Annotated in this window: 19 protein-coding genes and 2 pseudogenes; 11 read left to right on the top strand and 10 right to left on the bottom strand. The window is 39.4% G+C overall.

All coding sequences use genetic code 11. The annotated features are described in order from the left end of the window. Nucleotides 1-10: 10 nt before the first annotated feature. From BM000_RS07210 to BM000_RS07200, 3 genes are read right to left on the bottom strand one after another with little or no spacing between them, the layout of a single operon-like run. The gene (locus tag BM000_RS07210; protein WP_091496344.1) at nt 11-391 is read right to left on the bottom strand and encodes a hypothetical protein; all 381 of its coding nucleotides are present in this window, start codon (nt 389-391) and stop codon (nt 11-13) included. 13 nt (nt 392-404) lie between these two features. Further along, the gene (locus BM000_RS07205; RefSeq protein ID WP_091496342.1) at nt 405-782 is read right to left on the bottom strand and encodes a carboxymuconolactone decarboxylase family protein; all 378 of its coding nucleotides are present in this window, start codon (nt 780-782) and stop codon (nt 405-407) included. A 42-nt stretch (nt 783-824) separates the two neighbouring features. Next, nucleotides 825-2,480 carry a thiamine pyrophosphate-binding protein gene (locus tag BM000_RS07200; protein ID WP_091496340.1) on the bottom strand — a complete coding sequence of 552 codons (1,656 nt, stop codon included), beginning with the start codon at nt 2,478-2,480 and terminating at the stop codon, nt 825-827. A gap of 343 nt (nt 2,481-2,823) precedes the next feature. Between BM000_RS07200 and BM000_RS07195 the strand changes: the two genes are divergently transcribed. The 11 genes from BM000_RS07195 to BM000_RS07145 all read left to right on the top strand — a co-directional run bounded on the left by BM000_RS07195 (nt 2,824) and on the right by BM000_RS07145 (nt 17,845). Then, nucleotides 2,824-3,528 (top strand): class I SAM-dependent methyltransferase, encoded by a 705-nt coding sequence (locus BM000_RS07195; RefSeq protein ID WP_091496338.1) that lies wholly within the window; start codon nt 2,824-2,826, stop codon nt 3,526-3,528. A gap of 454 nt (nt 3,529-3,982) precedes the next feature. Further along, on the top strand, nt 3,983-5,245 hold the full coding sequence (locus tag BM000_RS07190) for a sugar ABC transporter substrate-binding protein (RefSeq protein WP_091496336.1): 1,263 nt from the start codon (nt 3,983-3,985) through the stop codon (nt 5,243-5,245). 232 nt (nt 5,246-5,477) lie between these two features. Beyond that, nucleotides 5,478-6,722, top strand: coding sequence for a carbohydrate ABC transporter permease (locus tag BM000_RS07185; RefSeq protein WP_091496709.1), 1,245 nt, complete (start codon nt 5,478-5,480; stop codon nt 6,720-6,722). Further along, the gene (locus tag BM000_RS07180) at nt 6,722-7,564 is read left to right on the top strand and encodes a sugar ABC transporter permease (protein ID WP_091496334.1); all 843 of its coding nucleotides are present in this window, start codon (nt 6,722-6,724) and stop codon (nt 7,562-7,564) included. The genes BM000_RS07185 and BM000_RS07180 overlap by 1 nt, the downstream gene beginning before the upstream one ends. Nucleotides 7,565-7,613: 49 nt before the next feature. Continuing rightward, a complete protein-coding gene (locus BM000_RS07175) occupies nt 7,614-9,680 on the top strand; it encodes a beta-galactosidase (RefSeq protein WP_091496332.1) in 2,067 nt (688 codons plus the stop codon). Between the two features lie 212 nt (nt 9,681-9,892). Next, nucleotides 9,893-11,038, top strand: coding sequence for a glycoside hydrolase family 53 protein (locus BM000_RS07170; protein ID WP_091496331.1), 1,146 nt, complete (start codon nt 9,893-9,895; stop codon nt 11,036-11,038). 1,289 nt (nt 11,039-12,327) lie between these two features. After that, nucleotides 12,328-13,920, top strand: coding sequence for an ABC transporter substrate-binding protein (locus tag BM000_RS07165; protein ID WP_091496329.1), 1,593 nt, complete (start codon nt 12,328-12,330; stop codon nt 13,918-13,920). Between the two features lie 82 nt (nt 13,921-14,002). Then, entirely contained in the window at nt 14,003-14,956 is a 954-nt protein-coding gene (locus tag BM000_RS07160) for an ABC transporter permease (RefSeq protein WP_091496327.1), read from the top strand. A gap of 5 nt (nt 14,957-14,961) precedes the next feature. After that, nucleotides 14,962-15,891, top strand: coding sequence for an ABC transporter permease (locus BM000_RS07155; protein ID WP_091496325.1), 930 nt, complete (start codon nt 14,962-14,964; stop codon nt 15,889-15,891). Beyond that, nucleotides 15,888-16,874: an ABC transporter ATP-binding protein gene (locus BM000_RS07150; RefSeq protein WP_091496323.1), complete on the top strand. Its 987-nt coding sequence runs from the start codon at nt 15,888-15,890 to the stop codon at nt 16,872-16,874. Before BM000_RS07155 ends, BM000_RS07150 begins: the two co-directional genes overlap by 4 nt. Continuing rightward, on the top strand, nt 16,871-17,845 hold the full coding sequence (locus BM000_RS07145; protein ID WP_091496321.1) for an ABC transporter ATP-binding protein: 975 nt from the start codon (nt 16,871-16,873) through the stop codon (nt 17,843-17,845). Before BM000_RS07150 ends, BM000_RS07145 begins: the two co-directional genes overlap by 4 nt. 60 nt (nt 17,846-17,905) lie before the next feature. Here the strand turns inward: BM000_RS07145 and BM000_RS07140 are convergent, their stop codons facing one another. The 7 genes and pseudogenes from BM000_RS07140 to BM000_RS16760 form a co-directional block, all read right to left on the bottom strand. Further along, complete coding sequence (locus BM000_RS07140) at nt 17,906-18,196, bottom strand: CD3324 family protein (protein WP_091496319.1); 291 nt, start codon at nt 18,194-18,196, stop codon at nt 17,906-17,908. Nucleotides 18,197-18,557: 361 nt separating this feature from the next. Continuing rightward, nucleotides 18,558-19,802 carry a YHYH domain-containing protein gene (locus tag BM000_RS17175; protein ID WP_425425171.1) on the bottom strand — a complete coding sequence of 415 codons (1,245 nt, stop codon included), beginning with the start codon at nt 19,800-19,802 and terminating at the stop codon, nt 18,558-18,560. Nucleotides 19,803-20,241: 439 nt separating this feature from the next. Further along, on the bottom strand, nt 20,242-20,472 hold the full coding sequence (locus BM000_RS07130; protein ID WP_091496318.1) for a hypothetical protein: 231 nt from the start codon (nt 20,470-20,472) through the stop codon (nt 20,242-20,244). A gap of 34 nt (nt 20,473-20,506) precedes the next feature. Then, nucleotides 20,507-21,221, bottom strand: a pseudogene (locus BM000_RS07125) (IS30 family transposase). A gap of 169 nt (nt 21,222-21,390) precedes the next feature. Beyond that, nucleotides 21,391-22,050: a hypothetical protein gene (locus tag BM000_RS07120; RefSeq protein WP_091496316.1), complete on the bottom strand. Its 660-nt coding sequence runs from the start codon at nt 22,048-22,050 to the stop codon at nt 21,391-21,393. Nucleotides 22,051-22,446: 396 nt separating this feature from the next. Then, complete coding sequence (locus BM000_RS07115) at nt 22,447-22,794, bottom strand: hypothetical protein (RefSeq protein ID WP_091496314.1); 348 nt, start codon at nt 22,792-22,794, stop codon at nt 22,447-22,449. A 17-nt stretch (nt 22,795-22,811) separates the two neighbouring features. Further along, a pseudogene (locus tag BM000_RS16760) lies at nt 22,812-23,771 on the bottom strand (hypothetical protein); the annotation flags it as partial.

The following is a 23,771-nucleotide window of genomic DNA, read 5'->3' as shown; positions in this document are numbered from 1 at the left end:
ACTATCATCCTTACAAGGCTTCCATATCTTCTACGCCTAGAAACGTTTTTGCTTCGCCAACACTCGTAAAAGCTTTTAGGCTTTCATACGTTCCAGCAGAACGGGATAATCTATTTAACTGCATCTTAAGCGTTACGTTAGGTGCTACAGTAGCAGTCTTCTCAACATACTTTGCAATATCCTGCATTAACTCTCCCCATACTTGATTAACATCCTGTGTTGCTACCCCTTGAATAAGGCTATTATCATTAAGAAATTTCTTAACAGTAGGCTTTTGGAGCTGAGATCTAACAAAGTCAGCCTGTTGTTTTGCTTCAGCAACAGTTTGTGCCATTTCTTTATAATTAAAGTAAAAAACATCCTTATACTCTTTATACTCATATTTACTCATTTTTACATTCCTCCTATTTTTTTTGTTCTGCTTGCTCAAGTACTTCTTTAAAAATATGTAAGGCATGAATTGCCTTAGGAAACCCAGCATAGGCACTGCAATGATTAATAAGCTCTAAAATTTGTGCCTTCTCAAGACCGATATTTAAGGCAGCTCTAAAATGATAATGCAAACCTCGCCCAGCATCCCCTTGAGTTATGAGTGAAGACAGGGTGATAAGCGCACGCTGTTGCATGGTTAGACTATCGTCTGCATATACATCACCATAACCAAACTCCAAAGCTAGCTTAGCTAACCGCGGCGAAAATTCTTCAACAGCCTTCATTGATTTTATGCCCTGTTCACCTGCTAGCTCTTCTATTTTGCGCCAACCAAATGCTTGTTTATCCACTTTGATCACCCACTTTTTTAATTTTAATAATTAGCCTATTTGCTAAAATTTAGCGCGTTTCATTGTTGGAGGCACCTCATCCTTTAAGGTTAACAATTCAATTAGATATGGACCAGAGTGGGCTAAACTAGCTGCAATAGCATGTTCAATTTCATCAATCGACTCACAACGAACACTTGTTACCCCTAGCGATTCGCCAAACTGTGCTGCATGAATCCCATGACGGTATTGGGTACCCACGGCTTGACCAAGTCCGTGCTTCATCCCCTTATCAACCATATCAAGCATGCCATTATTAAATACAACAAATGTCATATTAGCTTGCTGATCAACAGCAGCTGATAATTCCATACCGTGCATCATTAAACAGCCATCGCCAACGAAACAAACAACTGGTGCTTCCGGCTCCGCTAACGCAGCTCCAATTGATAGACCTAAACCATGTCCCATTGCCCCAAAGACATCATCAAAGAAAAATGTCCCCGGGTGAATCGTATCGAAATACTTAATACCGTAGAAGGTGTGGCTACCATCATCACCATATACAATTGTTTGATCTGGTAAACAGTTACGTAGTTTAATCATAGCGCTAGCCGTTGATAAGCGTGCATGATTAGACGCTTGTCTTGCCATTGCCTTACATTGTTGATTTTCCTCTAACCAATAGGGCGACAAGTCAAGCCTATTGCGATCCGTTTTTGAATAACGGCTATTAAGTTCAGCTAAGTTGCCTTTAGCATCGCCCTTAACAAACAAGGTGTCAACCTCAATCGTTTTTCCAACAAAGGTCGGGTCTTGATCAAATTGAATAATCTGATTTGGGTACGATTCTGGAGTTAGACCTGCTGTTGACATATCAGATAAACGCGTACCGATGACAACCATGACATCAACACCCTCACGAAGATAAGCATCTGCTGCCGCTGTTCCACCCAGTCCAAAGCTTCCTAACGATAGTGGGTGCTTAGTCGGGAAACTGCCTTTTCCGCCAGGCGTTGTCATGATCGGAATCTGCCACGCTTCTACAAATTGTTGCAGCTCTTGATAGGCTTTGGCACTATGTAGACCCTTACCTACAAGTACAACCGGTCTTTTTGCCCCTTGCAGGCTGCTCGCAACACGCTCAAGATTTGCTGAAACAACTTCGTCAGTAATTTCCCAATTAGGAAACTGAAACACTGGTAGATCTGTGCCTAGAACATCCAATGGAATTGATAAATGCACAGGCCCTTTACTACCAGTAAGTGCCTTTTGAAGCGCATGCTGAAGATAGCCTTCAAGTAAAGTTGCATCATCAATTCGTGCACTAAAGAGCGTTAATGGCTTAAACAGCTCAACTAAATCAGTACCGAACTGACTAGAGTCTTGTCCAACCGCTTTACCAGAATCACGTAAAGGGGGATGACCCGTAATAAATAGAACGGGTGCATTGAAGGCTTTTGCTTGACCTGCTGCCGTCAGCATATTTGTCCCCCCTGGACCAGATGTACCCAGAGCAACACCAAGTGTTTTGTTTTGCAAGGCATAGCCTGTTGCCATATAGCCCGCTCCGCATTCATGTCTAGCCAGAACAAAGCGCACATCCTGTTTTTCCATCTCAATAAGTAATGGTGCTATCGGTTTACCTGGTATGCCAAAAACCTTCTCACACCCCAAGCGCTTCAAACTCTTGACTAAATTGGTAGCTAAACTTACCAATGTAGCCTCACCTCCTAGACAAAAAATTAAATACTCTTCTTATATCGACAAAAACCAGGATAAAATAACTATAATTAGAATTTTTTCAACAAAAGTTACTATTTTACCATAAATACCTCTATCCATACTTTGATTAGACTACACTGTAATATTTCTCCACTCTAAAAAAGTAGGCGCATCAACGAAAAGGCCTAGCTCTATTTTTTCGTTAGGTCTTTTGAATCATTAACTTATGACCCTTTATCTGTGCAGGATAAATACCTGTTAGAAAACACGCACCTTCTATCTAGGCTCTCATATGCTATACATCATAAAGCATAAGAAGGTGATAATTATTCAAGAGATGAACTACCTTAATTTTCTTTCTAAACTTGGTATTGGTGGTGCACACCCTGGGGGAATAGAGTTAACACGTGATATCCTTACTTGTAAAGAAATCAACAAGGGGGCAACGATATTAGACGTTGGTTGTGGGACAGGGCAAACAATAGCGTATTTAGTGGAAACCTATGACGCCCATGTTACCGGCATTGATATTAACCCTAATATGGTAATTCGAGCAAGGGAAAGAATGATTAGAGATGATTTAGACGCTAATATCCTGCATGGTTCCGTTGAAGCGTTACCAGTGGAGGATGCTTTCTTTGACATCGTTCTAGCTGAATCGGTACTTGCTTTTGTTAATCAACCAAAAGCATTAACTGAAATTTATCGAGTCTTAAAACCTAATGGCTCATTAATTGCAAACGAACTAACGATTAATGAACCACTTCCTCAAGAAAACGAGCAAGAAATTCAAGCTTTTTACGGATTTGAATCGATTTTATTAGAGAATGACTGGCTTAAACTATTTAAACAGGCTGGCTTTAAAAACGTAAATACCCTGACTATTCCAAACTTGTTTCAAAACCAGTCTGTTCCAGAGTTTGATTTTTCGCTAATTTTTAAACCAGAGTTATATGAAATGATGGTTAGTTATTACAATATCACGATGAAATATATGAACGTACTCGATTACCGCGTGTTCGCAGCTACAAAAGTTATCTAGGGTCACAGCGACTGAATAAAGCTGGGGCTCTATTTTTATTTTTTAGAGAGCCTACAGCAAGGTATGCAAGCATTAGATAGTAACTCATTTTTCGCATATTGAAAAAGGGCATTAAGCCTTGACCGTTTTGGGAGATTCGGTATGTAATACCAGTGTTGACTTTCTGCTTCAGCTTGGCGGGCTATGTTGTTCCGAAAAGCAATGGATTTTCTTACTGCAGAGCTTGCTTAGCTGAACCTTAATATGTAGCTGCGAAAATTGAGATAGAAAATTTCAAAATGAAGACGATCATACATTCTGCTTTAGATATTTAGAAAGCGGATTACAGTCAATATAAGTTTAATTATTTGAAACTTATTGAGAATATTTTAATATATAAAATATTATGAAAACGTTTTATAATTATTTTGTAAGCTTAGTTAAATTAATTTATTAATTAATTGGAGGTTTTTTTATGTTTAAATCGATGAATAGATCACGCTTTTTTTTATTACTTTTAATGGTAGGGTTAATGATTGTTACTGCCTGTGCCCCAGACCGCGACCAGGTGGGGGACGCTCCCGAGATTGGTGAGGATGGTATGCCTGCCAAGCCAGATGAATTAGTTGTTTGGATTAATGATGAGGACATTGCTGAGGACGTTCACCTTGAACAGTTCGCTAATTATACTGAAGAAACAGGCATTGAAATTAAGTTTGAGCGCATTGCCTTGCCCGATCAATTAGAAGAGTTAGCTTTAGCTGGACCTGGTGGGACCGGACCAGATTTATTCTTTCAGCCCCAAGATCGTTTAGGTGACGCAGTCGTTCAAGGATTAGCAGTGCCATTAACGTATACAGATGAAGAACTTGCAAATTTTACTGATGCAGCTATTGAAGCCTTCACTTACGAAGGTGATATTTACGGTGCACCTGTCGCTATTGAAACGTACTTTGCATTTTACAATAAAAGTCTTATTGATGAAGCACCAGAGACCATTGAAGACGTATTGACAATGTCACAAGACTTACGCGAACATGACTCAGATCTCTACGGATTTCTTGTCTCACCTGAATTTTACTATTTATATTCATTTATTAATGGCTACGGTGGCTATGTATTTGCGGAAGAAGATGGTGTATACGACCCTAGTGACATTGGCTTAGATAATGCTGGAGCAATTGAAGGATTGGAGAAATACCAAGAATTTATTACATCTGGTGCGATACCGAGAACCGTTACCGTTGATGTATTAGATGGGTTATTCTCTGAAGGACGTGTTGGAATGGTCGTTAGTGGACCTTGGAATATGCCTATTTATGGACAAGCACTGGGTGATGATTTAGCTACAGCACCATTGCCTCAGATCAATGGTGCGGTTGCCCCATCATTTGTAGGTGTTAAATCATGGCTAGTATCCTATTATTCAGACAATCAAGCTTGGGCACAGGATCTTGCCAAATTCCTAACCAACGACGAGAACTCTGATTACTATTATGAAGTGACCGGCGAACTACCACCACGACCTGAAATTTTAGACAATATTAATGATCCCATTTATGCAGGCTATACCGAGCAAGTTGAACACGGCACGCCAATGCCAAATATCCCGCAAATGTCGCCTGTTTGGGATATGGACGACGCAATTGAGCTTATTGTTAACGGCGGAGAAGTCGAAGCAGTACTTACCGACATTGTCCAAAATATTAAAGACAAAATTGAATTGCAAGGCCAATAACATTAAAGGCTTCAAGCGCCTAGTTGCTGAGTGCTTAAGCCAGACACACGAAAGAGTGGGAGAACGCCCACTCTTTCATCTACTGTAGATAAAAAAAGTTTGTTCATATGCTGCTAGGAGCTCGCTTATAAACAGGTGAAATATAGATTATTTGAAAGAGGTGGATGTATTGTCTGTACAAGGGCATTTAACAATAAAGACCAATGTAAGCAAGCATAACCCTACCATTGCTATGGTATTATCAATCATTTTTGCAGGATTTGGACAACTCTACAACAAGCGTTATTTAAAAGGGATAGCCTTTGCGTTATTTGAAATACTCTTTCTTGTTACCTTTGGGGAATTTATTGGTTTTGGAATCTGGGGAATTACCACCTTAGGCGAGATCGCTGGACTTGATCATTCTGTCTTTCTTCTCGTTTACGGTTTGTTAGCAATAATTCTAATTGCATTTGCTGCTGTCTTTTATTTTTTCAATGTAAAGGATGCTGTTAAGCAAGCCAAAGCCATTAAAGAGGGTTGGATCGCGCCAAAATTAGGTGAGTCCCTCCGGATCTTCTATGATAAAACATTCCCTTACTTATTGACGACACCAGGCTTCATTCTGCTAATATTTGCGGTAGTATTTCCACTAATGTTCGCTATTTCATTAGCATTTACAAATTATGACCTTTATAATTCTCCACCCCGTAACTTGGTTGACTGGGTAGGGTTTGAAAACTTTGGTCGCTTATTTACCGTAGGTCTCTGGCGCAACACCTTTGTCAGTGTGTTCTCTTGGACTATTATTTGGACTGTCGTTGCGACTACCTTTCAAATTACACTTGGCCTGTTTTTAGCAGTACTGGTTAACGATGCTCGGGTAAAATTCAAGAAAACAATTCGGACCATTTTAATTCTGCCATGGGCAGTACCAGCATTTGTAACCATCTTAATTTTTGCTGCCATGTTTAACGATCAATTTGGCGCAATTAATAGTGATATTATGATGCCACTCTTTAATATAGAAGTACCTTGGTTAACAGATCCCGTTTACACAAGAGTCGTATTAATCTTTATCCAAACATGGCTTGGCTACCCATTTATCTTCGCTTTGTTCTCTGGCGTACTTCAAAGCATATCAAGTGACTGGTATGAAGCAGCCGATATGGATGGTGCTTCACGATGGCAGAAATTTCAGCATATTACCTTACCACACCTGTTATTTGCAACAGCACCATTGTTAATTATTCAATATACAACGAATTTTAACAACTTTAATATTATTTACTTATTTAATGAAGGTGGACCTGCTGTCCAAGGTCAAAATGCTGGTGGTACTGATATTTTGATTTCATGGGTCTATAAACTGACTTTTGACACAAACAATTACAGCATGGCAGCAGCCATTTCGTTAATCATCGGTTTGATTGTATCAATCTTCGCAATCTTTCAATTCCGTAAAACTGCTGCATTTAAAGAGGAGGGGAATCTATAATGCACCCAAAAACGCGTTCACGCCTAGAGTTAGCTGGTATTTACACCATCTTCGCTCTAATGGCAGTCATTATTATTTACCCACTCATTTGGGCAATTGGCATGTCATTAAACCAGGGGACAAGCCTGTATTCATCGACCATTATTCCAGAGAATTGGTCTCTTACTCATTACCAATGGTTATTTACCGATGAGAGAAGTAATTATTTACTCTGGTATCGAAATAGCATGATTGTATCTGGTATGTCCGTGCTCTTGTCAGTAACATTGACGACTTTTACTGCTTATGCATTCTCAAGGTACAACTTTGTCGGTAGAAAGTCAGGGTTGTACACCTTTTTAATCCTACAAATGTTCCCTGTTTTAATGGCGATGGTTGCCATCTATATTTTACTTAATCTAATTGGCCTGTTAGATACACTTACTGGGTTAGTCCTTGTCTATGTCGGCGGCCAAATTCCGTTCAATGCTTGGTTAGTCAAAGGCTACCTAGATACGATTCCACGCGGATTAGATGAAGCAGCTAAGATTGATGGGGCTGGTCACTTTACCGTGTTCATCAAAATTATTTTACCTTTAGCCAAGCCAATACTAGCCGTTGTAGCATTATTTAACTTTATGCAGCCGTTATTTGATTTTATTTTACCGTCAATTATCTTACGAAGCCCACAGAACTATACACTGGCATTAGGGCTGTACAATTTTATTAATGATCAGTTTTCAAATAACTTTACCCGCTTTGCAGCAGGCTCAATGTTAATTGCCATACCTGTTGCGGTTGTCTACGTATTCTTGCAGCGTTTCTTAATTACAGGACTAACAGCAGGTGGAACGAAAGAGTAGTAATTAACAGTTTTAAAAAAAACGAAGAAGCTAAAAATACTAAGTTAGGATGAATAATATGTTTAAACCCGTAATTAAAAAAGCACCGTATTTACTTCATGGTGCAGATTATAACCCTGAGCAATGGCTTGATTACCCTGGTGTCTTTGAAGAAGATCTTAGATTAATGAAGCTCGCTAAATGTAATGTTATGTCTGTCGGTATTTTCTCTTGGGTAAAGTTAGAGCCTGAGGAAAGCACTTATAATTTCGAGTGGCTTGACCATGTTATTGATCAATTACACGCAAACGGGGTTTCCGTATTGTTAGCTACCCCCAGTGGGGCAAGACCTGCATGGATGTCAGAGAAATATCCTGAAGTTCTACGGGTCAGTGCTAATCGTGTCCGCAATCTTCATGGTATGCGTCATAATCACTGTTACACATCACCTATATACCGTGAAAAAATTAAGCAAATGAACACTAAATTAGCAGAACGCTACTCCGATCATCCTGGCGTAATTGGTTGGCATATCTCAAATGAATATGGTGGTGATTGCCATTGCGATCATTGTCAGCATGCATTCCGTGACTGGGTGAAAGCGAAGTATCAAACACTTGATAAATTAAATCAAGCCTGGTGGACAACTTTCTGGAGCCATACGTACACAAGCTGGTCACAAGTCGAATCACCTGCACCACATGGGGAAACAATGGTTCACGGACAAAACCTTGACTGGAAACGGTTTGTCACTGATCAAACGCTTGATTTTTACCGTCACGAAGTAAAACCTTTAAAAGAAAAAAATGCTGAATTACCGGTAACAGCGAACTTTATGGAAGCATTTGAGGGATTAAACTACGCTAAGTTCGCTGATGATCTTGATGTTGTCTCTTGGGATTCTTACCCAACTTGGCATTTTAGTGACGATGATCTTGATGTTGCAGCTTGGACGTCATTAAATCATGATATGTTCCGCTCATTAAAAAATGGTAAACCATTCTTGTTAATGGAGAGCTCACCAAGCTCAACAAATTGGCAAGCAATTAGTAAACTGAAGAAACCAGGTATGCATGTACTCTCTTCCATACAAGCTGTTGCCCACGGTTCTGACTCTGTTCAGTATTTTCAATGGCGAAAAAGTCGTGGATCTAGCGAGAAATTTCACGGTGCAGTGGTTGATCACGCTGGGCATGAGCATACACGTGTCTTTCAGGATGTAACAAATGTAGGTGAAGCATTAGAACAATTAAACGAAATAACGGGTTCATCAGTAAAACCTGAAGTCGCAATCATCTTTGATACGGAAAACCGCTGGGCACTTAACGATGCTCAAGGACCGAGAAATATTGGTGTGCACTATGAGCGCACTGTAAAAGAGCATTATCGGACATTTTGGGATCAAGGCATTCCAGTTGACATCATAAGTGCGGATCGGGATCTTAATCAATATAAACTTGTTGTTGCTCCTATGTTATACATGGTTCATGAAGGTGTTGGCGAACGTATCGAAGCATTTGTTAAAGCGGGTGGAACATTTGTCACGACGTATTGGTCTGGTATTGTCAATGAGAATGATCTCTGCTTCTTAGATGGCTTCCCAGGACCGTTACGCAAGACACTAGGCATCTGGTCTGAAGAAATGGATGCTTTATCAGATGGACAGCCCAATAGCATTAAACTAGAAGCAGATAATACATTTGGTATTTCCGGATCATTCTCTGCCAAGGAACTATGTGACTTAATTCATTTAGAAGGCGCAGAAAGTTTAGCCACATATCAATCCGACTTTTATGTGGGCATGCCCGCATTAACGGTCAATCATTTTGGTGAAGGTGAGGCATACTACATCGCTTCTCGTAATGAGGCAGCATTCACAAGCCAGTTCTTCACCCAGCTTGTCAAAAAGGCTGGTATTACACCTGTGTTAAATTGTCAACTACCGAAAGGCGTTACAGCGCAGATTCGCTCAAGTGAAGACCATGATTATATTTTTATCATGAACTTTACAGGAGCTAATCAGATTGTTGAACTAGATGAACGTCCTTATCAAGCAATTATTAATCGGCTGTCGACCAACGATAAGCAGTTGACTTTAGCCGCATATGGCTTTGCTGTTCTAAAACGAAACAAGTAAAGAGGCAGTTGGTACAATTAAAGAGAAAATCAAATGACCATTTTATCTAACTTTATACAAAAGCAGCTCGACCACCTTCTCATCCAGCTTGCTCTGGATTGATGGTGGTTGCTTTGTAGATAAGTCCTAATTCTGGTCATTTACTTTATAAAGGTATTATTTAGACACACACGAATAGAAGCATATATCCTCAATAGAAAGTAGTGATAGACTTGAAAGAAGTTGCAGTTAGAGGCGTTGATATTTCAACGTTAGCTGAAGTAGAAGCACACGGCGGTACCTTTTTCCTAAATCATAACACCGTTGATCTATTTGAAATTCTAAAGAAGAAAAATATAAATACAGTCCGACTTAAGCTATGGGTTGATCCTTATGATGAGCACAAAAAACCATACTTAGGTGGCACAAATGATTTAACAACGATGCTAAAGCTTGCTAAACGGGCAAAGGATACAGGGATGCAGTTCATGCTTAACCTCCATTATAGTGACTTTTGGGTCGACCCTAAAAAACAAACAAAACCAAAGCAATGGGCTACTTTAACTGGTAAAGAACTTGAGCAAGCTGTCTATACTTACACGAAGGATGTTTTACGTGCTTGTGATGAGTGTGGAGTAATCCCAGATTATATTCAGATCGGTAACGAAATTACGAACGGCATGCTGTGGCCAGATGGAGAGACACCTCATTATCTAGCTGAAGAAAGACGCTTTGCATCCGTTGATTCACTAACAAAACGCAAGCAATACGATTCGCTAGCCCGCTTACTTGAGGCTGGTATATCAGCTACAAGAGAAAGCTATTGCAAACAGCAACTAAAAATCATCCTCCATCTTGATTTCGGTGGTGCAGACGACCTTTATCGCGAATGGTTTGATCAAATGACTGCTCGCGCAATTGATTACGATATTATTGGGCTGTCCTATTATCCTTATTGGCATGAAGACCTCCATGCATTGCAAAACAATTTAACACAGCTGGGCGAACGCTTTAACAAAGATATGATTATAGTTGAGACTGCTTTCGGTTTTACCTCTGAAGCCCCTAATGAAGGAGAAAATATTTGTACAGCCGATTTGGCTACTAAAACAGGTTACTCCCTTTCGATAGAAGGTCAAACCACTTTTCTTCAAGATTTACTTACTTGTGTCAGAAAAGCACATGGTTCGGGCTATCAGACTTTAGGAATCGTATACTGGGAGCCAGCTTGGTTACCTGTAAAAGGAACAAGCTGGGCTAGTCTAGCTGGCATGAAATATGCCAACGATATTGCTGACACAGGAAATCATTGGGCTAATCAAGGGCTTTTCGACTTTAACGGTAATGCACTAGAATCACTAAATCTATTTGTGAATTAATGTTTTTATACAGAAAAACCCTTTTAAGTGATACCACTAAAAAAGTGACGCATAAGAGCTGTGTTTAAAGAAAAGACGATTTAAATTCAAAAAATGAATCTAAATCGTCTTATTTTCAAGCTTTTGACCGATTAATTTCAATATTCTCTTCAGGTTAATCATCAATATGACCATGACCCTTGTCATTCCATACCAATCAGACCAGAGGATACTGCAGCATCATACCCTTGTCCATTGTTAAGTCACTATACTTCGCTCTTTTGCTTTTTCTTTAAAGGCTGTGGTCACTTGTAATTGTGGTTAAGCATTATATTTGTCAAATTTATCGGTCATGGAATACGTTTTTGTTTTAGCCCCTTATTTATAACAGCCAGCTCTAAAACAAGCATACTTGATATTTCTCTCAATTAAATTGAAAAAAAGGTAAAAGTTACGCGTTATTTGATATCTACATTCCATGTTCCCAGAAGTCATCTTACATAATCTTAGAATTGAAATTGACATACCCAGCCCGATTTCATAAGCATTACACTTAAATTTATGCTCATCTTAGCAGTTAATAGGTGGCATTCAAAATAACGAGAATAGCAAGTTTATTTACATTCTTCAAAACGACATGGAGATTCATAAGGTAGTATAGCCCCCTTCCAAGTGGATCGATACTCTGCTATCTAAAAAAACAAATATTTTAATTAGGCGCAGCCCCCTCCATCATCCTGTTACGTTTGCTCGCCTGAAAACAATTATTAAATTGCTAAACAAACACCAGAAACGATTAATTTACATATTATTCATCATGATTAAATTAAATCATTTGTAAGTTCCACTTTATCTAATTGATGAGCAGGTTTATAAACTTGCCAACTAACTCGTCATTGCTTATCAAGAAAAGAGCTTTTCAAAAGATTATTACTATCTTGATCTAATCCAAACAGCAGCAACAAATTGTGATTTAATCAAAATTTGGTCAAACGAAAACTCTTGAAGAGGCTCTAATCCATTTCGGTTAGAAAAGGCTAAAGCATTAACTTTGAAGCCTTATCATATCTTTACAACCAAACTTTAGCAGCATCGATAGTGGGCAAATCAATTATTAACCATAAAAAGGATAGGTCAGGAAAGGGTCGATGAATATAGAGTAGATAATTTAGCCATTATAAAGGCATACTCGACTTAATTATCATGCTCTAAAATCAAGCAACTATATTGCCTTATCGAAATTTGTCGACTATAATAATTAAAACCTAGTATGTTAATAGGAATAATTTAATTGCCCAGGGGGAAAGACAATGAGCGTTTTTCGATTTAAAATGATCGCTATCTTATTTGTAAGTTTTTTATTGCTTGCTGCATGTGGTAATGATACTGGTCAGCAAGGGGAAGATACAGAGACGGATTCCAACCAACAAGAAGACAACCTCAGCTATCGGGACGAGTTAAATATTGCGCTTACAGCTCAACCACCAACTCTAGATACAGCACAAACTGTCTCAGCTGTTGCATTAGATATAGCTGGGAATGTATACCAGCAATTATTTCAGTTAGATGCCAGCTATGAGCCTACACCTGTGTTAGCTGAATCCTATGAGGTAAGTGAAGATGGTACAGCTTACACTATTTATTTGCGTGAAGGTGTTCATTTCCATAATGGTGAAGAAATGACTGCTGAAGACGTGGTCGCCTCTATGAATCGCTGGCTCGTAACATCTTCTCGTGCGATAGCGCTATTAGAAGGTGCTAGCTTCTCTGAGATTGATCCTTATACCGTTCAATTAGACGTTCCTGAAGCCACGTCAGATGTACTTATTCTAATGGCGTCTCAGGCACAATTTCCTTCTATAATGCCCAAGGAAATAATTGAATCCATAACAGAGGAAAATGGACTTTCTGAATATATTGGTACCGGTCCTTATAAATTTGAAGAATGGCGTCAAGACCAACATATTTCTTTAGTTCGTAACGAGGACTATCAATCACTTGAAGGTGCGCCTAGTGGCTTTACCGGGGAAATAACTACACCAACTGAGCGTTTAGTATTCCATTTCGTCTCCGATCACTCGACACGGATTGCCGGTATTCAAACTGGCCTTTATGATGTAGCGGATACCATCCCAATTGATAGCTACGATCAGCTTGATGCTGATGACAACATTGAGTTATTAACGTTCCCAGGTGGAACACTCACTGCATTCTTCAACACAACAGAAGGTATCTTCGCTGACGAAGCTTTACGTCATGCTGTTCTAGCAGCATTGGATAATGAAGAAATTATGCTAGCCAGCTACAGCAAACCTGAATTGTTTGAATTAGCTCCTGGTTACCTAAGTGATAACCATGAGCAATGGTCAACAGATGCCGGAGCAGAATACTATAACCAAGCAAATCCAGAATTAGCACAACAATTGCTTGACGAAGCAGGCTATAATGGTGAAGAGATTACCTTGTTAACGACACAAGATTATAATGAAATGTATACAGGAACATTAGTTATTCAGGATCAATTACGGCAAATTGGCATGAATGTGACTGTTGATACCTATGACTTTCCAACCTTCTTAGAAACAAAGGATTCTAGAGGCGAATGGGATTTATTTTTAGCAAGTACGGGCTATCAAATTACCCCACCTCAGTTACTAGCCGTCACACCTGATTGGGCTGGGCTAGATGATGATTTTGTCAGAGAAGGATTAGCCAATATTAGAGGTGCCCAAAGTCCAGAGGAAGCAAGTGCGGCTTGGGCAACTGTCCAAGAGCATTTATATGAAACAAGCGCTTCTACCGTTTTAGGGCATTATAATAGCGTTGTTGCTGTCCGTAGTGAATTAGAGGACTTTGAGCTATTCGAAGCCCCTGTCGTTTGGAACGCTAGAATTCCTGAATAAGAATAGCTATACTAGACGGTAAGGAGGGTGGTTCATCCCCCCCTCCTTTTTTGTTAGTAACTTCGGAAAGGTGGGTGATTCCTTGTTAACCTACACATTAAAAAGACTGCTTGCAACCCTACCTGTTTTGTTTGTTGTATCAGTTGCCATTTTTTTAATTATTCATATTACGCCTGGTAGTCCAGCAGCAACTATATTAGGTATGGAGGCAACCTCAGCACAAATAGAGGCATTTAATGAGGAAATGGGCTATAATCGCCCATTAATAGAGCAGTACACGAGCTGGGTAAGTGGTATTGTTCAAGGGGATTTCGGTGACTCCCTGTTTATGAACCAAACTGTACTTGGCGCTGTCAGTCAGCATATCGGTCCAACACTTTCATTAGCACTTTTATCACAGCTGATTGCCATTGTCTTAGCAATCCCACTCGGTATTCTTGCGGCACATAAGCGTGGTACCATTCTCGATACGATGCTCATGAGCTTTTCTCTATTCGGGATGGCTGTGCCGAACTTTTTACTTGCCCTAATTTTAATGTTAATTTTAGGTGTAAACTTGGGCTGGCTTCCTGTTGCAGGATATGCGCCATTATCATCTGGGCTCATTAATCATCTAACAACGCTGTTACTACCTGCCCTTTCACTTGGTGCCATTCAAGCCGCACTAATTACCAGAATGACCCGTTCTGCCATGCTGGATGTCCTAAGCCTCCATTACATGAGAGCCGCTCGATCAAAAGGACTTAAAGAAAGGACATTGCTAATTAAGCACGCTTTTCGCAATGCATTCTTACCTATTTTAACCGTTATTGGACAAACCTTTGGTACACTTGTCACTGGCGCAGTTGTGATTGAAACCATTTTTAATATACCGGGACTTGGCCAATTGATTATTAATTCTATCGTCCGTCGCGATTACGTTGTCATTCAAGGCGTTGTCTTAATCGTGACCTTGATTTACCTATTCATTAACCTTGTTATCGATTTACTTTACGGTGTAGTTGACCCAAGAGTTCGACTAGATAGAAAGGAGTGATTAGAATGACAACCATGCAAAGCCAAGTCAATGTTAAAAAGCTCGCACGCCAATATAAGAAAGAAAAACAGCGTGCACGTCTAAGTAGAGCTTTAGCAAATACGCCGTTGCTCATCGGTGGTATTACTTTTATTTTTCTCATTCTTTTAGCTATCCTTGGTCCGCTGCTCGTTTCAACTGATCCCTATAGCATTAGTGCAGCCAACCGCCTCACTGCCCCTAGCTCAACATATTGGTTTGGCACAGACGAATTAGGGCGTGATCTCCTTAGTCGTGTCTTCCATGGTGCAAGAGTATCAATGTTTGTTGGTATTATGGTAGCCGCACTATCATCAATTCTTGGATTAACAATCGGGCTATTAGCCAGTTACTTTCGGACCCTTGACCATGTTTTAATGCGTATCTGTGACGGATTAATTGCCATCCCTGGGATTTTACTTGCCATCGCATTAATGGCTGCCTTAGAACCGTCTGCCACAAACGTGATTATTGCTTTAACGATTGTCTACACACCAAACATTGCACGGGTAGTAAGAGCAGCTGCTTTAGTGGTAAAGGAGCAAACTTATATTGAAGCGATGCACGCACAGGGCGCGAGTCATTTTAGGATTATTGTTCATCATATTTTGCCTAATACGCTCTCCCCTTTGCTCGTACAAACAACATTTATTTTTGCCGATGCCATTATTTCCGAAGCAGCCTTAAGCTTCCTCGGTGCCGGTGTCCCTGCTCCTGCACCAAGCTGGGGTAACATCTTGCAAGGAGGGCGACTCGTGATCTTTAATGCGTGGTGGGTCGTGGTTATCCCCGGTATATTTATCGTGCTAGCTGTTCTCGCCTTAAACTTACTCGGCGATGGCTTGCGCGATTTTATTGACACACTTGCACAAAGTCCGACTAAGAAGAAAAGACAACGAAGGGTGGTAGGACGATGACGTTATTAAAGGTTGAGCAACTACACACCCATATCCACACAAATAAAGGACGGGTCTCTCCAGTCCGTGGTGTTAGCTTTTCAATCGAAAAAGGCGAAGTGACTGGAGTTGTTGGGGAGTCAGGCTCCGGTAAAAGTGTGATGTCGCAATCATTAATTCGCTTACTCGACAGAGAAGGTAACATTGAATATAACGGACAGATTCACTTTGATAATAAGGATGTGTTGGCTTTATCAGAGGCCGAGTTAAGAAAATTACGTGGCAATGATATTTCAATTATTTTTCAAGATGCATTGTCGTCGCTCAATCCACTTTATACAGTTGGCAATCAAATCGTTGAAGCAATTCGGACCCACCAGTCTCTATCCAAAAAAACTGCACGCAAACAGGCGATCGAATTTCTTCGTCTAACAGGCATTCCTTCACCAGAAACTCGCTTTAATAGCTATCCGCATGAATTATCGGGTGGGATGCAACAGCGTGTTATGATTGCAATGGCATTAGTAAGCAAGCCTAAGCTGTTAATTGCTGATGAGCCGACAACTGCTCTTGATGTTACAATTCAAGCACAAATTCTTGATTTAATTATTCAGTTAAATACGGAATTTGAAATGAGCATCCTATTTATCACACATGATTTAGGTGTTGTTCGTGAAATTTGTTCAAGTGTGAAAGTTATGTACTTAGGTCAAATTGTCGAAGAGGGGCCAACAGAAACAATCTTCAATCAGCCCTTACATCCGTATACAAAGCTATTATTAGCATCAATGCCTAAGTTAAACAGCGACCGAACCGAGCCTTTACCGGCAATAACAGGTACTGTCCCATCATTAAGTAACATTCCAAAGGGCTGTAGCTTTTCAACAAGATGCCCTTATGCAACTGACTTATGTCGTGAACAAGAGCCACCAATGTTTTCTAATGATGGGCAGCGCGTGCAATGCTGGTTGTATGATGAGGAAAAAGGGGGCTGGTTAGATTGAAGGAAGATCATCAACCCATCTTAGAAATTAGAAACCTGTCGAAGTCATTTACTGCTAGTGGAACGCTTGAGAAACTATCAGGGAAAACCAAGTACGTTCGTGCGGTAAATAACGTCTCATTTCAACTAAATAAAGGTGAAGTCTATGGCTTAGTAGGTGAATCTGGCTCAGGTAAAAGTACATTAGCTCGGACAATTTTACAATTAACTAAGCCAAGCTCTGGGGAAGTACTCTATAAAAACCAGGACCTGACAGCCTTAAAGATAAATGAAATGCGTAAGCTGAGAAAAGATTTACAACTCATTTTCCAAGATCCCTTTTCTTCGCTTAATCCACGTAAAACAGTTGGTCAAATTTTAGAGGAGCCATTACGCATTCATGGTGTAAAGAAAGCTGCAATTCGTCAAGAAAAGGCGTTAGCATTGTTAGAACAGGTTGGTCTACAGACAGAGCATTACTTTCGCTATCCTCATGAGTTTTCTGGGGGTCAGCGCCAGCGAATTGGCATTGCTAGGGCATTAATTGTCGACCCTGAAATAGCCATCTTAGATGAACCTGTTTCAGCATTAGACGTGTCCATTCAATCGCAAATTTTGAATATATTAAAAGCGCTACAAAAAAATCTAAATTTAACCATGCTTTTTATCGCCCATGATATTAGCGTCGTACGCTACATCTCAGATCGAATTGGTGTTCTCTACTTAGGAGAAATGATGGAGGAGGCTGATACTGATAGTTTGTTTGCTGAACCACTCCATCCATACACACAAGCATTGTTTTCAAGCGTCCTAGATGGTAGCAAAAAAGAACGCATCCCATTAAAGGGTGAAATCCCATCACCACTCGCCCCACCATCAGGCTGTGTGTTCCACACCCGTTGTCCATTCGCAACTGAGCTATGTAAAGAACAGAAACCTAAACTCAGAGAGGTCAGAGCTGGTCAACGTGTTGCTTGTCACTTTGTTAAATAAATAAGGTTAATTAAAACAGCGCATCATGGTTACCTTACCTACCATCGATACGCTGCTTTTTTAATGCGGTGTGTTCTGTAATCGATCACGTGTTTGATAAACGATTTTTCGCACACTATCCGCTGCTAAGCAATATTTTTCTTCCAGCGCTTGTAGAGAATAGCCACCCTCATACAAGCGATATATTTCCTCATTACGCTTCCGAATCATTTGGCGTGATCCATTGCCTTCACCCCAGCCCATCCGCTGACCGGACTGCTTAGGGATATAAATGAGCTCACCTTGAATATACTTTTGCAGCTCCTCAAGCAAGCTCTGGGGAAGCACCTCTTTTCCGTTTTTGTATTGCATTGACGCCCTCCTTAAAAATAGTAAGCCTAACTTGCTCACAGCTTTTTAATTTGACCATCTGTAACACCCCTTTCCAATTGGTTTTCGGGTGTAAGCAGTACAAAAACACCTACACACCATTTATTATGTTAATCGTACTAGAAAACAGCTCAATTATCCAGTTAAATAATGAAATGAGGCCGCTAATTAGGCGACCTCATTCTGTCTAGGGCTTCTGACTATGCAGAAGCCACCTCACTATACTGAATCATTTCAATTCATTCCCCCTTTCGAAGAATTCTATCGGCCGATACCTATATTAAAGCAGACTCACGTACACTTACTCAAGGGATAGAATGGTTATACTTATTTAATCCCCTTGTTAGCTTGCTTTTTTAAATGATATTGGCTTAAGCTTTCCTTTACGATATAAGACAGTTGAAACCAAGCCTGCTACGACAAGGATAATTATTAAAACAATTCCAGTTACTTTCAGTTGCTGTTGTCGATCACTTTGTCTAGCTTCTTGACCTTGATAGAATAATTCATCATACAAGCTGCCCGAATCATCATTAACTAAAAAAGTATCAGCAATAACATATTCTTTATTCTCATACCCAAGATTAAAAGCCTTATTCTTTATCTCTGCTGCAATTTCATTTGCCATGAACCCAGCCTGATACGATTCCTGCAACTTTTGCTCTAAAATAGAATCTGGTAATTCAAAATCTATCATTAAAAAAGCATCATGATAGCCTTGTTCGAAAAACTCAGCTAATTTAGCAGCTAATCCAGCTTGATACCCAGATTCAAATGCGTCATTAAAGCGCTCATCTGCCAAATCCATCCCATCGTCCTCAAGGGCATAGCCTCGATCATAGCCGCTTTGATAATAATTAGCTTCCTCTTCAGCAAATGCCTTATCAAAGCCGGTTTGATAAAACGTTTTAAATGCCACACTGAGCGCATTGTCCGCCTGATATTTTTCCGGAACAACTAATTCTAATAATAGTTCACCCATGTCATAACCAGCTTGCTCAGCTTCCATAACTTGCTCTTCGTTGTTGTAAGCTAATTGATAAGCTTCTTGATAGCCTGCGTTCCAATCATCCGATCTTCCGGCTTTTGCCTCAGGCGTAGCTTGACCATCACGAGCACCTTGCTTACCATCTGTCTTACCCTTTGCTAGCCCAGCATCTCGATCCTCTGCTTTTATTTTTTCTAACCCCGCATTATACCCTGCTAGATAGCCTGCTGAATAGCCAATCTTATAGCCTTCATCTGAATGATCTGACGTTGATCTTTTCTCTGATCGACTATAACCTGCCTCGTAGCCTGCCTTTTCACCATCTTCCGTGCCCTCATCCACATCCGCCTGCGTGTAGCTTGGTTTGGCTGGGGCAGGCGTACCAGTGCTTGTGCTTGAGCTTGATCCGGAGCTACTACCAGAGCCACCAGAATTATGATAATGATATTCATCATACTCATAACCCCATTTTTCACAATTCGTTCTGCAATAATGGCCGCCATTAGCGTCTGTTCGACCAGGATGGGCATAAACTTGATAAGTATTTAAAGAAAACAAGGTAAATATAATTAAAACAATAATAAGTCCGCTTTTTTTCATTCTTATTCTTCCCACCTTATTCAATTATTTAATTAATAGCAATACTTTCCGCCTGTTATTTTACCATAAAACTACAAAAAAACCAGTCTTTTAAATGGTTTCTACTATATTTCTCTTTAATTTTTTAAAAATATAGTTTTAAGATTTTATCAAGGGTGGGAAGCTAGCTAATGCCGCACTATAAAAGTGCATCTGATATTAAGTTAATTTGCTTGTATTAGGAGAAATAGACAGAGGGTTCTATTAAAAATTTAAAATAGTAAGCGTTATTGTATATAGAAAGAGGTTGCTTATAAAGCAACCTCTTCTGTTCAGGACTTATGACTGACATAGCAGCCAATTCACCCTACTCATCTCTTTTCGTAAAAAAACAACTAATAATTCTAGTAAACCTATTTTAAAGAATAATTATACATGTTTAATTGCAAATAGAAAAAGCTTAATTTTCTTGCTCCTTTTCTCGCTCTCTCTTTATTGCCGCTCGAATTAAATGAATAGTCCATGCCCCTATTGCAAGGGTAAAGGCGATAGAAAACAGTAAGCCAGGGATATCCCCCTCATTAAGAAAATTAATACACATAGTGACCCCAACACCTACGAGAAAAATATTAAACGCATGACCCATTAACAAACCCAAATGCTTTAAAATATATTCTGGTACGACAAACATAGCAAATCCCCTTTCTTTTTTATAAGACGGTTTGTCAAATTAAGTGCAACAGTTCTTCCTGGAACGCTTCGTGTATGGTTTTCCAATTTAAACATTTTCTTGGTCTATTGTTGATTAGTGATAAATCATGAATAAGTTCTTGGTCAGATACTTGGGCTAAATCGGTTTTCTTTGGGAAGAACTCTCTTAAGAGACCATTCGCATTCTCGTTACTGCCCCGTTGCCAAGAGGCGTAAGGGTCTGCAAAATATATCTTTATAGGCGTATCTTTTTAAATCGCATGATAGCAGGCAAATTCTTTTCCTCGAAATGGACTTACCTACGTTAAATCGTCCTCTGGTCTCTTGGGGTTTCTGGCACTTGCCTTTATGACGGAGAACGGTTAAATTACGATTAACTAACAATCCTTGATAAAGCCACCGATAAAGGGTTTTAAAAATGAGCGAACCTTGAAATAATCGCCCAATGATTTGTTCGGGTGACCAGCTTCGCTGTAGCTTTTCATTAATAATTTCAGCACGTTCAGGCGACCATTTTCCCTCGCGTCCACAATTCAAACGACGCGTGCTGTATGTTTTCTGTGCATGTTCAGCAGTATAAAGGCGGTTTCGGGCATGACGTGCCAATTCTCTTGAGATTGTAGAAGCTGAGCGTTCAAGTTTTCTAGCAATCCTACGGATTGCATTTCCTTGGTCATAAAGGGTTTCTATACGTGCTCTTTCAAATGTGGTAAGATGTTTGTAGCTCATAACAGGCCTCCGTGATGTGTTTGTGTGGTAACTTACATTTTACACGAAGCTGTTATGGGCTGTTTTATTTTTTAACATGTTTTTTGGTGTTGCACTTAATATTACAATTCGTCATTTAAAAAACCTAATAATTTCCGAACACCTGAGTGGAGAAGAGTTTAATTTTTTTCTACTTATAATCAAGAACGATTAATTTAACTTGATCTGAAAAAGCTTTTTCTATTATATTTCTGTCTAATAATTCTTCAGTATATTTATCAAATAAAAAAAATAAATATATATCATTTCCATATAAAGAAAAAAACCATTCACTGTCACCATTGCCATTTGGAGATTCATAAATTTTTTCTTTTTTGTCATTTATGAACCCTGTGTACCACAAATTGTTCTTCTGCTGATAAATTATTGAATTAGGAACTACTTTAGTCTCATCAGAAAGGTATTGAGCAGGTATGTTTAACCGTTCCATATCTCTACGCACCTTTTCAAAAGTCCAATGCTCTATTTCATAACTACGGCTAGGTATGATAAATTCACTCATAAAGTATCTACTAATTTCTTTAAAAAACAAATAATTCAACGCTTTCTCTTTTGTATTAAATTGTTTTAAAATACGAATCTCCTCAGTATTCCTTCTTTCACGAAAATAAAAACAGTAACTCCATTTTAATTCTGTATCATCTTTAGAGATTTCCCTAGAGATACCATAATGGTTTTCCAAGGGGACAGATTGAGCTGATCGATCATCAATATAAATTCGCTTATTAGAAACTATCATTTTAATATTTTTTTCAGCTAATAAGTTTTGGATTTCATCCATTTTCAGCATAAACCTTGCTCCTTTCGTTAATTTATTTTAATAATGCATACATAATCCCAGCCTGAATAGGAACTTCTAGTATTATAAACGTCTTTAAATTTCAGAGGGAGTTATTTTTATGACTTTAAATTTGCTCATTTAGAAGGTTTATAGACATAAAAATCTGCTTCTAATTATTAGAAAGCAGATTTTTAAATGATGATTTAACTATTGATTATATTGTTCTTTAGTGGCTTTGAGCAACAAAAGGTGCTTGTAATTCTAATTTACTATCTCAACTTTTTCTACATTCATCTGCCCTATTGCTTTCAGTAGGCGGCTAATCAACTGTAAATCACCCATCACCTCACGGCATAGCGTACGAGTGTTTCCTAAAAGTTTTGGATTTCCCCCACTGCTAAAAAATTATTTCTCCAAATTCTTTTCAGCCAAAGGTAGCAGTTCTTTAAGCTCAGACTGTGTAAACAACTCTCTATTATCAGGAACCTGAATGAGTAACTCTGGAAATTTTTTTATAAAATCTCTTACTTTTTCTTTTTCTTCATCTTCTGTACTTTTAACAGGCCACTTCCCTGTTTTTGCATACATCATTACCTCATAAGCATCTTGCGAAGATTTAAATGCCTTATCAGCAAGTTCCTTAGTTATGGAGTAAGAGACGACCTGATCAAAGGGACCGTGCGGCCATTCTATTTTGTATTCATTATTATTCTTTACTATTGCAAATCCATCTCCTGTATATACTTCTTCCATATAATTTTCACCTTCCCTTATTTAAAAATATCTATTACCTTATATCCTCCAGCGGAGACTTGGTTAATAACTGCTTCTGGTATCCCATTATTTGTGTAACCACTAGGGATCCAATATCCTTGCCAAGCTCCAGCTTCATTTCCCGTAGGTACTCTCAGCCCATCTATTTTATTAAAATCCAATAAAACGGGTTTCTCACCTAGATAACCTGTTTCAAGACCCAAAAGATTTTCTAAGATCCGTGGATTACCGTCAGAAACCAATATAGCTTTGTCAACCACATTTTTTGGCAATACATAGGTGCCTGTTTTAGGGTCACCAATAGAACCTCCATACCTTTGGACTGCATTAAAGTAAGCTTCTTTACTTTGAATTTTGACTGCACCCTGATCAAATAGTGATAAATGAACATCTATTTCAGCTTTAGACATATATACTGAAGGGGATAATCTTTCCCCATTAGGAAGGCTTACAAGTCCATCTTCCACTTTTTTAGCTAATCTCGCTCGAGGTAATTCATCCATCTCTTTCAAAAATTGTTCCAATGTTAATGACTTACCTACGCCAGTCTTCCCCCCACCATTTAAAACAACCTGTTCCCTCTTCACATGACCTTTAAAATTCGAAGCCTGACGCGCTCGCTTACTCAACCCAATGTTCTCGCGTATCTTCTTCCATAGCGCTAAGGCGTTAAGCTTACCACCTTGACCGAAAAGGGGCTTGCCAATTGGTCCTGCCTGAATCGGAGTGTTAAGGGCAGTGAGTGGTTTCACAGTCGCCACTCCACGTACATGCTTGGCCGCTGCGGCACCACCGTAGATCATACTAACCACTCCAAAACTATCCAACAAATGCTCGGCTGATAAGGGGTTCTCAGGGTTAAACGCGCCGACCACCATGTCGGGTATCCCTAGCGTAAGCCAGTTGGTCACCGTATACGCATTTGTCGTATCACGCATTGCCTTATAGTTCGCTTG

Source organism: Amphibacillus marinus (genome assembly GCF_900110345.1).
Taxonomy (GTDB): domain Bacteria; phylum Bacillota; class Bacilli; order Bacillales; family Amphibacillaceae; genus Amphibacillus_D; species Amphibacillus_D marinus.
This window is presented reverse-complemented; position numbering and strand designations above follow the sequence as displayed.